General features: G+C 72.7%; 11 protein-coding genes and 1 pseudogene. 9 read left to right on the top strand and 3 right to left on the bottom strand.

Annotated features, from left to right (window positions below; translation table 11 throughout):
* Window positions 1-353, top strand: a pseudogene (locus ACFW2E_RS10935) (glycosyl transferase family 2); the annotation flags it as partial.
* Window positions 354-363: 10 nt separating this feature from the next.
* On the opposite strand, the gene ACFW2E_RS10940 reads toward ACFW2E_RS10935, so the two are convergent.
* Window positions 364-1698, bottom strand: coding sequence for a TerD family protein (locus ACFW2E_RS10940; protein ID WP_384464705.1), 1335 nt, complete (start codon window positions 1696-1698; stop codon window positions 364-366).
* 302 nt (window positions 1699-2000) lie between these two features.
* On the opposite strand from ACFW2E_RS10940, the gene ACFW2E_RS10945 reads away from it, so the two are divergent.
* The 4 genes from ACFW2E_RS10945 to ACFW2E_RS10960 all read left to right on the top strand — a co-directional run bounded on the left by ACFW2E_RS10945 (window position 2001) and on the right by ACFW2E_RS10960 (window position 6763).
* Window positions 2001-2465: a DUF6643 family protein gene (locus ACFW2E_RS10945; protein WP_384464675.1), complete on the top strand. Its 465-nt coding sequence runs from the start codon at window positions 2001-2003 to the stop codon at window positions 2463-2465.
* A gap of 42 nt (window positions 2466-2507) precedes the next feature.
* Window positions 2508-3332, top strand: a complete 825-nt coding sequence (locus ACFW2E_RS10950) for an MOSC domain-containing protein (protein WP_384464678.1) — start codon at window positions 2508-2510, stop codon at window positions 3330-3332.
* Between the two features lie 231 nt (window positions 3333-3563).
* Entirely contained in the window at window positions 3564-4169 is a 606-nt protein-coding gene (locus ACFW2E_RS10955) for a hypothetical protein (protein ID WP_384464681.1), read from the top strand.
* Window positions 4170-4324: 155 nt separating this feature from the next.
* Entirely contained in the window at window positions 4325-6763 is a 2439-nt protein-coding gene (locus ACFW2E_RS10960; protein ID WP_384464684.1) for a right-handed parallel beta-helix repeat-containing protein, read from the top strand.
* Here ACFW2E_RS10960 and ACFW2E_RS10965 read toward each other — a convergent pair.
* Complete coding sequence (locus ACFW2E_RS10965; RefSeq protein WP_384464687.1) at window positions 6733-9129, bottom strand: hypothetical protein; 2397 nt, start codon at window positions 9127-9129, stop codon at window positions 6733-6735. The genes ACFW2E_RS10960 and ACFW2E_RS10965 overlap by 31 nt on opposite strands.
* 292 nt (window positions 9130-9421) lie before the next feature.
* Here ACFW2E_RS10965 and ACFW2E_RS10970 point away from each other — a divergent pair, with 292 nt between their 5' ends.
* Together ACFW2E_RS10970 and ACFW2E_RS10975 are read left to right on the top strand one after the other, a co-directional pair.
* Window positions 9422-10252, top strand: coding sequence for a DeoR/GlpR family DNA-binding transcription regulator (locus ACFW2E_RS10970; RefSeq protein WP_384464690.1), 831 nt, complete (start codon window positions 9422-9424; stop codon window positions 10250-10252).
* Between the two features lie 83 nt (window positions 10253-10335).
* The gene (locus ACFW2E_RS10975; protein WP_384464693.1) at window positions 10336-10800 is read left to right on the top strand and encodes an SRPBCC family protein; all 465 of its coding nucleotides are present in this window, start codon (window positions 10336-10338) and stop codon (window positions 10798-10800) included.
* Window positions 10801-10952: 152 nt separating this feature from the next.
* Here ACFW2E_RS10975 and ACFW2E_RS10980 read toward each other — a convergent pair whose 3' ends face one another.
* Complete coding sequence (locus tag ACFW2E_RS10980) at window positions 10953-12077, bottom strand: PLP-dependent cysteine synthase family protein (protein WP_384464696.1); 1125 nt, start codon at window positions 12075-12077, stop codon at window positions 10953-10955.
* Window positions 12078-12433: 356 nt separating this feature from the next.
* On the opposite strand from ACFW2E_RS10980, the gene ACFW2E_RS10985 reads away from it, so the two are divergent.
* Together ACFW2E_RS10985 and ACFW2E_RS10990 are read left to right on the top strand one after the other, a co-directional pair.
* Window positions 12434-12757: a hypothetical protein gene (locus ACFW2E_RS10985; protein WP_384464699.1), complete on the top strand. Its 324-nt coding sequence runs from the start codon at window positions 12434-12436 to the stop codon at window positions 12755-12757.
* Window positions 12758-12952: 195 nt separating this feature from the next.
* Window positions 12953-13510: an ATP-binding protein gene (locus ACFW2E_RS10990; protein WP_384464702.1), complete on the top strand. Its 558-nt coding sequence runs from the start codon at window positions 12953-12955 to the stop codon at window positions 13508-13510.
* Window positions 13511-13621 lie beyond the last annotated feature (111 nt).

A 13621-nucleotide genomic window follows, 5' to 3' on the forward strand; every position in this document is an offset into this window, starting at 1 on the left:
CGCCGCGCACCACGACGCTGCTGCGCCACGCCCCGCTGCGGCAGCGTCCCTCCGTCGCGGCCCGCGGGCCGTTGACCCGGCCACCCCCGGCCCCCGCGGTGCAGGCCCCGGCGGCGGGGAGCACGGCGGCCGCGGGCACCGGCGCGGCGGCATGGCTGGTGATGACGGCGACGTACGTTCCCATGCTCCGCCATTACCGCCAGCCTCTGTGGCTCGCCCCCCTGCTGCCGTTCACCGCGTTCCTCTACCTCCTCATGACGGTCGATTCGGCGGTGCAGCACTACAGGGGGCGCGGAGCGGCCTGGAAGGGCCGCACGTACGCGAGGCCCGACCCCGTGACCGACGAGAACTGACCCCTCCCCCTTATTTCCGGCCCGGGGTCCAGTTCATGCCCCACCCGTAGGCGCGGTCGACGGTCCGCTGGGGACTCACCCCCCGCTGCGGCACCAGGTACCGCGCCTCGCGCTGGACCATGAGGTCGGTTCCCGTGCTGGTGATCAGGGCCAGCGCGCACACGGTCGAGGGGACCGTGCACTCGTCGAGGGAGAACTCGATGGGCGCGCCGTGCTGGGGCTGGAGCGTGACCGTCGCGTGCAGGTCGGCGAAGGAACTGGCGCCTTCGTAGATGGTCACGAAGACGAGGATGCGCCGGAAGTCCTGCTTGTGGTCGAGGTTGACGGTGAGGTTCTCGCCACTCGTCACGGCGCCGGTGCGGTCGTCCCCGTCGAGGTGGATGTACGGGGGCCGGTTCAGAGATCCGAAGGCGTTGCCGAGTGCCTGTACGACCCCCTTGCGGCCGTCGGCGAGTTCGTAGAGGGCGCACAGGTCGAGGTCGAGGTCCGCGTGCCCCGCGCTGCGCCGGCCGCCCCATCCCGAGAACTGCGGGCGCATCTGCCAGTTGAGGTTGACGCGCATGGCGCCCGAGGTGCCGCCCTGCTTGGCCAGTGACACCGACGGGGAGGCCTTGGTCAGCGTCACCTTGCTGAGACTGACGGGCTGGGTGGGCTGGGCGGGCGGCGCGGGAGGTGGCGGAGGCAGGTGGACGGGAGGCCCCGACGGTGGGGGCAGATGGGCGGCGGGGCCCGACGGGGGAGGCAGCGTGGCGGGAGGCGCCGGCGGGGGCGGCATCGTCACCGGGCGGGCGACGGGCGGGGCGGGGGGCGGCGGGGCCGCGTGCTGCGGCTCGTCCACGGTGATCCCGAAGTCCGTGGCCAGGCCTTCGAGTCCGCTGCTGTAGCCCTGGCCCACGGCCCGGAACTTCCAGCCGCCCTGGCGACGGTAGAACTCGCCGAGCACGAAGGCCGTCTCCACCGTGGCACCGGGGCTGTCGAAGCGGGTGACCACACCTCCCCGGTCTGCGTCCTGGACCTCGATGTACAGGTCCGGCACCTGACCGAACGTCCCGCCGTACGCCGAGGCCGCGAGGATCACCCGCTCGACGGCGCCCTCCACGCGCGCGAGGTCGACGAGGAGGGTGTCGGTTATCCGGCCCCCGACGTCCCTTTTGCCCTCGTGCCGGACCGCGCCGGAGGCGTGCGCCGGCTGGTTGTAGAAGACGAAGTCCCCGTCGGAGCGCACCTTTCCCGCCGCGAGGAGCAGCGCCGAGGCGTCCGCGTCCGGGACCCCGGGTCCGGAGCGCCAGCCCAATTCGACGCGCAGGGCCGCCGTCGGCACCGGCGCATTCGACCCTTTCGGCATTGACATGTACGCCCCCATCTCACGTGTCGCCCCGCCGGCCCGCATCCGCGGCCGTCGATTGCCATCCCTACCCGCACAACCTATTTCGGAGGCGCGGGGAACTCCCCTGGGCGGCACCGGAAGATCGCTGGCCAACCCCCGGTAACCCACCAAGAGCTCGGCCTTTACACGATCCAAACGCTGATCGCCGTCCTTTTTTGCCAAGTTCGCTCGGATTGGGGATCCCGCGTCACTGCGGACACGGAAAACAACCCTCTTATCGGTCTCCCCAACCAGCACATCGTGGGCTTAACTTATGTGCCATGACCTCCCCCCGCTCCACTTATGGTGGCGGCTACTACTCCGCCTCCTTCCCGGACACTCCGATCTACGACTCGCTCGTGGCCGAGCGGGGCACCCCGCAGATCGCCCCGATCCGGGTCCCCGCCGCCTACGACATGGGCACCAGCATGTCCGGCGGCAACCTGCCGGCGCTGCCGTCCGCGCTCCCCGCGCTTCCGGCCGCGCCTTCGCAACAGGTCCCCGGCTACGGCTACGGCTACCCGCAGGCGATGCAGCCCGCTCCGCTTCAGCAGGCACCCACCGCCTACATCCCGCAGCAGGCCACCGCGCCCCGCGGCTACCCCGGCCCGCAGCAGCCGCAGCAGCCGCGGCCGATGGCGGGGGGTACCGGCTACGAGGCGATGCGCCCCGCGGCTCCGCGCCCGGCACAGGCTCCGTACCAGGATCCGTACAACCATCAGCAGCAGCAGTACCGCGGCTACTGACCGGCCTCCCCCGCTGTCGGTGCGGCCTGGCACCATGGCTTCATGGGGAATGCCGTACTGCAGTCGATTCACGTCCATCCGGTCAAGGCGCTCCGGGGCACCTCGCCCCGGCAGGCCGAGGTGGAACCCTGGGGGCTGTCCGGAGACCGGCGCTGGGCGCTGGTCGACGACGGGGGCAAGGTCGTCACGCAACGAGAACAGCCGCGTCTGGCGCTGGCCGCCGCCGAGCTCGTGCCCGGCGGCGGCATTCGTCTGTCCGCGCCCGGCCGGCAACCGCTGACCGTGCCCGTTCCGGACCCGGCGGGCACGGTGCCGGTGAGCATCTTCGGCACCAAGGTGGACGCCGTCCCGGCGGGGGACGCCGCACGCGTCTGGTGCGGCGAGTATCTGGAGAGCGACGTCCGTCTCGTCCACCTCGACGACCCGGCCACCCGCCGCCCGATCGATCCCGGCCACGCGCTGCCCGGTGAGACCGTGAGCTTCGCGGACGGCTTTCCGCTGCTGGTCACCACCATCGCCTCGCTCGACGCCCTGAACTCCCTGATAGCCCAGGGCGATCACGCCCACGAGGGCCCGCTGCCCATGAACCGCTTCCGGCCGAACGTGGTCGTGGCGGGGACGGAGGCCTGGGCCGAGGACGACTGGTCGCGCATGGCGATCGGCGATGTGGAGTTCCGGGTGGCCAAGATGTGCGGGCGGTGCGTCGTGACCACCACCGACCAGTCCACCGCCGAGCGTGGCCGGGAACCTCTGCGCACCCTGGCCCGGCACCGCCGGTTCGGCACCGACCTCGTCTTCGGCCAGAATCTGGTGCCCGTGTCGGCCGGCACGATCCGGGTCGGGGACCCGGTGCGGATCCTCGACTAGGACTCCAGGACGAGGCGGTCTGCTGGACTGCGGCGGCCTTCCACGGACGGCACCGTGATCGGGGCGCCGGAGGGGAACCGTTCGCCGGGGTCCGGTCGTTGGGGACGTGAGAAGTTCATAAGAGGTCCCGGTCGGCGGCGCTGAGGCGGTTCCGCCCTCCCTTCGGCCGGGCCCGCGCGTGAACGGCTCTGCCAGGCGTTGTCACGGAGCGGGAAGGGGGGGTGCGGGACCGTGCGAGCAATCAGCGGTCTCTGGCGCTGGCGGCGCAATCAGCTGCGCCGCGCGACCGATCTGGCCGAGGCCTGGGTGGCTCTCGTGGCCCTGCTGCTGATCGCGGTGGCCGCACCCGTTCTCGGCTCCCTCGTCGGCGCGGTGGCGCAGGACTCCCTGCAGCGGTCCGTCCTGGAGCAGCAGCACTCCCGTCACATCGTCACGGCCACCGTGGTGCGCGAGCTGGACGGCGCCCGTCTCGAGCCCGACCCCGACACCACCTCGGCGCACGGCACCCGCAGCCGAGTCCTCGCCGACTGGACCGCGCCCGACGGCACCCGGCAGCACGGTCCGGTCATGTCGAACCTCAAGTCCCCGCACCACGGCGACCGCTTCAGGCTCTGGACGGACCCGCACGGCCGCATAGTCGCCCGCCCGCTGGATTCCGCGACGGCGACGACGCACGCCGTGCTCGCCGGACTCGGCGCCGCGCTCCTGGTCGCCGGGACGGTCGAGAGCGGCAGACGGGTGATCGTCTGGCGCATGGTCCGCCGCAGGTACGCGCGTTGGGACCAGGCCTGGGACCGCGCCGGCCCGGACTGGGGCCGGACCGGCACCGGCAGCTGACGGCCTTCCGCCTCTGGTCAACCCACCGCCTGCGCGCACGCTACGGTGGACCGGCCGAAGCATTCGGCATCGACCCGCGCGAGGGAGTCAAGGGGCCGCGGCGCCCCGAAGGCGAACGAGCCATCAGTACGACCAGGTGGGGGCACGGCAACGCCATGGCACAGGGCACGGTCCAGGTGACGCACACCGGTACATCGCGGTGGCGGCGCCGCACGGGTGAGTACGCTACGCTCGCCGCCGCCCTGGAGGCCGCGGCCGACGGTGACGTCCTCACCGTCGCCCCCGGCACCTACCGGGAGAATCTCGTCGTCGACCGGGCGGTGACGCTGCGCGGCCCGGAGGGCTCGCCCGGCTCGGTCCGCATCGCGCCCGCGGACGGGGTGCCGTTGACATTGCGCGCCTCGGCCGTGGTCCAGGACCTGCACGTGGAGGGCCAGGACGCGGCGGCGCCCGCCCTGCTCGTCGAGGAGGGCACGCCGGAACTGCTGGACGTCCGCATCGTCACCCGCTCCGCCGCGGGAGTCGAGGTGCGCGGCGGGGCCCGGCCGACCGTGCGCCGCTGCACCGTCGACAACCCCGCCGGCATCGGCATCGCCGTACTCGACGGCGGTGGAGGGGTGTTCGAGGACTGCGAGGTGGTCGCGGCCGGCCAGTCGGGCGTCGCCGTGCGCGGCGGCGCACACCCCCGGTTCGAGCGCTGCCGTGTGCACCATGCCTCCGGCGCCGGTCTGATGGTGACGGGCGAGAACTCCGCGCTGGAGGCGGTGGGCTGCGAGGTCTACGAGATCCGGGGCTCGGGAGCCCAGGTCACCGCACGGGCGACCGCGCATCTGACCGACTGCGATGTGCACCGCACCACCGCCGACGGCGTCACGCTCGACACGGAGGCCGTGCTCACCCTCGCCGACTGCCGCATCCACGACATCCCGGAGAACGCGGTCGACCTGCGGTCCCGTTCGGTGCTGACGCTGACGCGGACCACGGTGCGTCAGTTCGGGCGCAACGGCCTGTCGGTGTGGGATCCGGGCACCCGGGTGGACGCCAACCAGTGCGAGATCTTCGACAGCACGGGCGACTATCCGGCGGTGTGGGTGAGCGACGGCGCCACGGCGGTGCTCGACTCCTGCCGGGTGCACGACGTGCCGGACGCGCTGTTCGTCCTGGACCGCGGCTCCCGGGCGGATGTCGTCGACAGCGACCTGTCCCAGGTCCGCAACACGGCCGTGTCGGTGAGCGACGGCGCCACCGCGCAGCTCGACGACTGCCGGATCCGGGACGCGGCCACGGGCGCCTGGTTCCGTGACCACGGCAGCGGAGGCACCCTCAACAACTGCACGCTGGACGGCACCCAGACCGGGGTGATCGTCACCAAGGGCGCCGACCCGGCCATCGAGCGCTGCACGGTCGACTCCCCCGCGGAGGCGGGCTTCTATGTGTCGGCCGGAGGCCGGGGCAGCTTCACGGGCTGCCGGGTGACGGGCAGCGCCGGGTACGGCTTCCATGTCATAGACGGGTGCCGGACCACGCTGAAGAAGTGCCGCACGGAACGGTGTGCGCGCGGCGGCTACGAGTTCGCGGACGGCGGCCCCGACTCCGGGTCCGGCACCGGGCCCGTCGTGGAGGACTGCACCAGCGACGAGAGCGGAGCCGCGTTCGGGCCGTCCGCTCCGCAGCCGGCCGTGCAGACGGCGAGCCAGTCCCCTGGTCTGCTCGGCGCGATCCCCGGGCAGCGCAGCACCGAACCGGAGCCGCTCGTCGCGCCCGCGGAGCCGCAGACGCCGTCGCGGACCTCCCGGGCCGTGCTCGGTGAGCTCGACGCGCTCGTCGGCCTGGAGAGCGTCAAGCGCGAGGTCCGCGCCCTCACCGACATGATCGAGGTCGGCCGGCGCCGCCAGCGGGCGGGCCTCAAGGCGGCATCGGTCAAGCGTCACCTCGTCTTCACCGGCTCCCCCGGAACCGGCAAGACCACCGTTGCCCGCCTCTACGGCGAGATCCTCGCCTCCCTCGGCGTTCTGGAGAAGGGGCACCTCGTCGAGGTCTCCCGTGTGGACCTGGTCGGCGAGCACATCGGCTCCACGGCGATCCGCACCCAGGAGGCCTTCGAACGGGCGCGCGGCGGTGTGCTGTTCATCGACGAGGCCTACGCGCTGTCGCCGGAGGACGCCGGCCGTGACTTCGGCAAGGAGGCCATCGACACGCTGGTGAAGCTGATGGAGGACCACCGCGACGCGGTGGTCGTCATCGTCGCCGGCTACACCGCCGAGATGGAGCGCTTCCTGTCCGTCAACCCGGGTGTGGCATCCCGCTTCTCACGCACCATCACCTTCACCGACTACGGCCCCGACGAGCTGCTGCGCATCGTCGAGCAGCAGGCCGACGAGCACGAGTACCGGCTGGCGCCGGGCGCGCCCGAGGCCCTGCTCAAGTACTTCACGCTGATCCCGAAGGGGGCGGCCTTCGGCAACGGCCGAACCGCCCGCCAGACGTTCGAGGCGATGGTGGAACGGCACGCGAGCCGGGTCGCCCAGCTCGCCGAGCCCACCACCGACGATCTGACCCTGCTCTACGCCGAGGACCTGCCCGAGCTGCCCTGAGCCCCGGCCTCGCCGTCCGGCCCCGGCCCGGCGGACGGCTCGTCCCGCAGGCGCGGCCCCGGCACGTCCGGCCGCAGTCGCGCCAGCAGCAGCTCCCGCTCCTCGGCGAAGGCCGGGTCCGCCTGGTAGTCGGAGTGACCGAGAATGGGCGCGGGCAGGGGATGCTGCGCCGTGCGGCCGTAGGCCAGGGGGTCGCGCAGCGGTGCACGGTCCACCTCCGGGCCGTAGCCGCCGGGGAGGCGAACCGGGCCGCCGATGGGGTCGGTGAGGCGGTGGAGATTGCGCCAGCAGGCGACCTCGCGGTGCAGGGAGCCGAGCGCCGCCGGTCCGAAGTGGGCCGGGAACCAGCGGCCGTACAGGCGCTCCAGCGGGGAACCGTAGGTCAGCAGTGCGACGCGCCTGCGGGCGGACGGCTTCAGCTGCCAGGCCGCCGCCGCGGCGAGGACACTGCCCTGGGAGTGCCCGGAGATGACCAGCCGGCCGCCGGTGCGCCGCGTCCAGGTGGCCATGCGCCAGGTGAGGTCCGGCACCGCGCGCTCGGCGTAGCAGGGCGGTGCGAAGGGGTGGGCGGCGCGCGGCCAGAAGGTGCCGACGTCCCAGAGGATGCCGATGGTGCGCCGGGCCGAGGCGTCCTTGTAGGCGCGTCGGCCCCAGGTGACGAACAGTATGAAGCCGAGCCCGACCAGCCAGGAGCCGAGCGCCTGGGAAGCCTCGGCCGCGCCCTGGACCACCGCGGAGGTGCCACGGGTCGCCTCGCCCGGGGCCCGCTCGGTCACCAGGGCGCCCGCCAGTGCTCCGGCCCCCAGCAGGAACGTGGCCGCCGCGACGAAGGCGACCACGAGGGGCGCCTGGTCGGTGAGGGCGGCGGTCGCCCGGGTGCGTGCGATACGGCGGGTGCGGGACGCGTCCTCGGGCTCCCCGGGGTGGTCGAGTTCCACCTCCCTCCGCTCGGCGCGGCACCGCCGCCAGGTTCGCCAGGACAGCAGGCCGGCCGGCGCCAGCAGGGCGGTGAGCAGTGGTGGGATCACCGAGGCCTGCCAGGTCAGCAGGACGGGTGGTCCGGTGATGGAGCCGCCGGTGCCGTCCAGCCAGTCGGCCACGCGCTGTGCGACACCGCCCGAGATCACACCGCCCAGCGCGCAGGCGAGCAACGCGACCGCGGGCCCGCCGAGGCCGCGCATCGCGGCACGCGGGTCGGGGTGGCGGCGGTACAGGTCGTGGGCGACCATGCCGATGGCGACGACCAGTACCCCCTGCGCCAGGGCGAGGCCGCCGAAGGCCGCGTCCCCGGGCAGCCGGCCGGTCGAGCGCCACCCCGGACGCGGCCAGCCCGCGTACAGCAGGGTGAGGGCGAGCAGAGCGAGGGCACCGAGCGGCAGCCGCCGTACGAGGTGCTCGTCGAGTCCCTGGTCGAGGCGGTTCTCGCTGCGGCCCCGGCGGCAGACCACGAAGACCACGACGGCCGTCCAGAGGACCAGCGCCGCGGCAAGGAGCCTTCCCGCCGGCTCCAGTGCCGCGGCTCCGCCCGCGCGGTGGTCGAAGGCCGCCGTGGGAGTGACGACGGCCGCGGCGACCGTCAGCAGCCCCGCCGCGGTGTGGGCGGCGCGCAGCCGGGCCACCAGACGGCGCCCGTACCAGAAGCCGGGACGGCCCAGCGAGGTGCGGCAGGTGTGTTCGTCGGGTTCGGGGGTGCCGGCCGGCGGCTTCTCGGACTCGTAGGCGCTCCAGGTGCGGTGCGAGAGGTACCAGAGCAGGCCGGTGAGGGCGGTCGGCACCAGCGCGGCCACGGCGAGTCGCCGTCCGGGAGGGCTCCACCAGCCCTCGCCGGAGACCGCGGGCGACAGGAAGCCCAGCCAGGAGTGGCGCCGGGCACAGTCGCGGGCGCCCGCGCACTGCCAGGCCGCGAGGTCCAGGGCCACCTCGCAGGCGGCGGCCACCAGCAGCATCGTGAGGGTGAGGCCCGCGAGCCGCACCAGCAGTCCGTACAGTCGCACGGCTCGGTTCCGGCCGTGCGCGGCGGGGCGCATCCAGTGGGCGAGGTTGACGACCATGAAGGGGAGCAGCAGCAGCCACAGGGCGCGCGCTCCGTTCCCCGAGGTGAGGTTGCACCAGACGTACGCCTCTGGCACGGGCCGGCCGCCGTGGCCGCCGGGCCGGGTCTCCGCGTCGGCGTCCTCGGCGCGCCGGAAGACCGCGGCCGTGTCGTCGCCGGTGACCCTGACCGTGCGCGGGTCGCCGAGCATTTCCTCCGGTGTGGTGCCGCCGACCCCGTGGACCAGCAGCTCCAGGTGGGTATCGGGTTCCCCGCTCCGTGCGGCGGGGCCGTCCGCCCCGCCCGCGACGGCACGTTCCTGAGCACGCTCCACTGTTCTCGCACTTCCCCGTGACCCGCCGACGGCATGTGTCCGTGCGGGCTTCAGGATCTCCGTTTCCGGTGTGTCGTACACCTCTCGTCATGGAATCTCCCCGGTCCGTGTGACATCCACCGGGACGGGTGTTGTCCGAATGACATGTGCGCGTCTGTACGGGTGGTGGCGCAACCTGGACCCTCCCGTGACAAGATGGGACGCCCGCGCACGGGAGACGGGTGGAACGTCCTGGTCGGAGCAGGTACGCAGGGCGTGTCGGACGGCTTGAGGCGAAAGGACCGGAGCGTACGTGAGTGAGAATCAGAACCTCCTCGCGGAGCAGCGGCGCGCCCTGATCGTGGACGAGGTCCGGCGTCGCGGTGGCGTGCGGGTCAACGAACTGACCCGCAAGCTCGGCGTGTCGGACATGACCGTGCGCCGCGACCTCGACGCGCTGGCCCGTCAGGGGGTGCTGGAGAAGGTGCACGGCGGCGCCGTGCCGGTCGTCGAGGCGAGTACTCACGAGCCGGGCTTCGAGGCCAAGTCGGGTCTGGAACTCACCGCCAAGGAGGACATCGCGCGGACGGCGGCCCAGCTCGTCACACCGGGCACCGCGATCGCCCTGTCGGGCGGTACGACGACGTACGCGCTGGCGCACCATCTCGTCGAGGTGCCCGACCTGACCGTGGTGACCAACTCGGTGCGGGTCGCCGACGTCTTCCACGCGGCGCAGCGCACTTCGGGCCCGCGGCAGGGCGCGGCCACGGTCGTGCTGACCGGCGGGGTGCGCACCCCTTCCGACTCGCTCGTGGGACCGGTGGCCGACCAGGCGATCGCAGCTCTCCACTTCGACCTGCTGTTCCTCGGTGTGCACGGGATATCGGTCGAGGCCGGTCTGTCGACGCCGAACCTCGCCGAGGCGGAGACCAACCGGCGGCTGGTGCAGTCGGCGCGCCGGGTCGTGGTGGTCGCCGACCACACCAAGTGGGGGACGGTGGGCCTGAGTTCGTTCGCCGCGCTGGCGCAGGTCGACACCCTGGTCACCGACGCGGGTCTGCCGGCCGAGGCGCGGGCGGAGATCTCCGAGCATCTGCGGCGGCTCGTGGTCGCGGGCGAGTCCGACGAGGACGCAGACTTCTGACGGCCCGTCAGCTAGGCTGACCGGCCGACGGTCCGTTTCCTCGGTCCGTTTCCTCGCGGGACTTCACGAGGAGGTCTGTGCCCATGGCCCACCGACTGCGCCCCGTGGGGCTCGAGTTCGTCGAGACCGCCCCGGTACGGCTCGTGTTCGAGCGGGAGACGGCGGCCGCGCCGGACGCCGTCTTCCGTGCGCTCGCCGAGGACGTGCCGGGCTGGCCGCGGTGGTTCTCGGCGGTGGCCTCCGCGCGGCCGACCGAGGGCGGCCGCGAGGTCCGGCTCAGGGGCGGCACGCGCTTCGAGGAGTCGGTGCTCGTGGCGAAGGCGCCCGAGCTGTACGCGTACCGGGTCGACCTGACGAACGTTCCCGGCCCCCGCGCCTGGATCGAGGAGTGGCGGCTCTTCCCGGCAGGTACCGGCACCCGGGTGCGGATGACCTTCGCGGTCGACGGCACCGCCCCGTTCCGCTTCCTTTTCGGCCTCGCCCGCGCGGGCACGGGTCGCGCGTTCCGGAACGCGGTCGCCGCCCTGGACCGGCGCCTGGCCGGGTAGGGCCGGACGGGTCCCCGGCGTGCGAAGGAGTCTCCAGCACGGGCACGCACGGCGCCGGCAAGGGCTCCGTGCGCCCGGGTGAACGAAGGTCCGGGCGTCCACCGCACTCGATCACACGCCGCCCCGGGGCGGGAACGGGCCGCGCCGCGGACTCAGTCCGGCCACACGCCCGTCTCGAGCAGTGAGTCGATCGCCGCGGCGTACGGCGCGATGTCCAGGCCCTGCTCCTCCAGCCACGAGTCGGAGTAGTACTTGTCGAGGTACCGGTCCCCCGGGTCGCACAGCAGGGTCACCACACTCCCCTGCCGGCCCTGGGCCACCATCTCGGAGACGATCTTCAGCGCGCTCCACAGGCCGGTGCCCGTCGAGCCGCCCGCCTTGCGGCCGATGGCCCGTTCCAGGGCGCGGACGGCGGCGACGCTGGCCGCGTCCGGGACCTTCATCATCCGGTCGACCGCACCGGGCACGAAGCTCGGTTCCATGCGCGGCCGGCCGATGCCCTCGATGCGCGAGCCGCAGTCGCACGTGACGTCCGGATCGCCGGTGGTCCAGCCCTCGAAGAAGCACGAGTTCTCCGGGTCGGCGACACAGATGCGGGTGTCGAACTGCATGTAGTGGACGTAGCGCGCGATGGTCGCGGAGGTGCCGCCGGTGCCCGCCGTCGCGACGATCCACGTGGGCTCCGGAAAGCGCTCCAACTCCAGCTGGCGGAAGACGGATTCGGCGATGTTGTTGTTGCCGCGCCAGTCCGTGGCCCGTTCGGCGTAGGTGAACTGGTCCATGTAGTGGCCGCCGGTCTCCACCGCGAGGCGGGCGGACTCCTCGTACATCTTCCGTGAGTCGTCCACGAAGTGGCACTGCCCGCCGTGGAATTCGATGAGGCGGCATTTCTCGGCGCTGGTCGTGCGCGGCATGACCGCGATGAAGGGCACGCCGATGAGCTTGGCGAAGTACGCCTCGGAGACGGCCGTCGACCCGCTGGACGCCTCGATCACCGGACGGCCGGGCCGGATCCAGCCATTGCACAGGCCGTAGAGGAAGAGGGAGCGGGCGAGCCGGTGCTTGAGGCTTCCGGTGGGGTGGGTCGACTCGTCCTTCAGATAGAGGTCGATGCCCCACTTCTCGGGCAGCGGGAAGCGCAGCAGATGCGTGTCCGCCGAACGGTTCGCGTCCGCCTGGACTTTCCGGACAGCCTCTTTCAGCCATTTCCGGTAGCCGGCGTCACTGTGGTCGACGTCGAGGGTGGCGCCGGTCCGGGTCTGTGGGGTGGTGCTCACGGCGGGGCTCCTTACGCTTCGCTCCGGCGACGCCCAGCGCCGCCGGCACCTCGATCATAGGCAGCTTCCACACCTCTTCCCACCTGCATAAACACACCTTTGGGCGACCCAAAGGAGCCCCTGGGGCACACCCGCGTGAACACCCGGGGGCGCATTCGCGCAAGTGCTCCGGCCGCCGCTCGCGCACACCCCGTGCGCACTGGTGCTCCACGCCTGGTGCGGGCAGACTGCCCCGGACGGGACGAACGTCCCGAACGGGGGCGCACACTGGTTCACGACTCGAGCTGGACCACGCCGGACGACGGCCCATGAGGCACACCGCCCGGCGACCGACGCGCACAAGGGGGCGGGGAAGGATGGCGGAGCCGGAGTTCACGGCCACGGGCGTGCGGATCGGGAAGCGGCTGCGTTCGCTCACCCGGGCCGGACAGGTCCGGATCAGCGACGGCAGGCTGGAGTTGCTCACGAGCTACGGCAGTGAGATCGACAGCGCACCGGTGCAGGCCGTGCGCGCCTCCAGGCCCTGGTTCGCCCCCGACGACCGGGCGTTGGCCGACCTCAACGGCAATCGGTACCTGCTGACCCTGGGTGATCACGACCTCGCCCCGGGCGAGCCGGGACCGCCCGCCGCCCGCCGGTTCATCGAGGCGGTGCGCAGGGCGGCGGGGCGCGGCGGCTGAACGGCGCCGAGGGGCGGCGAGTTGCGGGAGCGTGACCGCTGCGTCACTCTGGTCTCACGTCACTCTGGGTTTACCGGCGATAACGCTGCGAACCAGCCCGCCGGCCAAGACAGCAGGCGCGGCCGTTCGAACGCAAGCACCCTGCTGGATCCGTTCTCCGTGTTCTTCCGGACCTCACGTCGGGGAGTCGCAGCCGTGATCAGTAATCCGAGCAGGCACTGCACGGTGGAGCTCCAAGCCCTGCCGTCGCGGATCGGCCAGGTCCGCAGAATCGTATCTGCGCAATTGCGCTACTGGCATCTGGACCCGTTGATAGACCGGGCCGCGCTCGGTGTGACGGAGCTGCTCAGCAACGTCCACCGGCACGCCCAGCCCGACAAGTCGTGCACCGTGGAGATGGAGCTGCTGCTCGACCGGCTCACCGTCTCCGTACGCGACCACGATCCGCGCCTTCCGGTCGTGGACGACGTGGCGGACGCCGCGGACATCGCACCGCTCGCCACCTGTGGTCGCGGTCTGGCGATGGTGGCCGCGATGAGCGAGAGCTGGGGTGTGCGGCCCGACGGCGACCAGGGCAAGGTCGTGTGGTTCACCCTGCCCGCCGCCTCGACGGCGAAGCCGCAGCAACAGCCGGTGCGCCGGCCTCGCCGGCCGGCCGCGGACACGCCCGCGCATCCGTTCGCGGAGGCCGAGCCGGCGGCCTGCGGGCCTTCTCCGGCACATGCTCCCGCCCGGTCGGTCGTTGCCGGCTGACCGGGCGGTGACCTGCTTCTCGTACGGCTTTCCCGCCGCACCTGTCGCACGGTCCACCGGCGACGCCGTCGGCAGGCAGCCCCGGCACCGCTGCCCCGGCCGCCTGTACGG

Origin of the sequence: Streptomyces sp. NPDC058964 (genome assembly GCF_042741275.1) — a bacterium.
Taxonomy (GTDB): Bacteria; Actinomycetota; Actinomycetes; order Streptomycetales; family Streptomycetaceae; genus Streptomyces.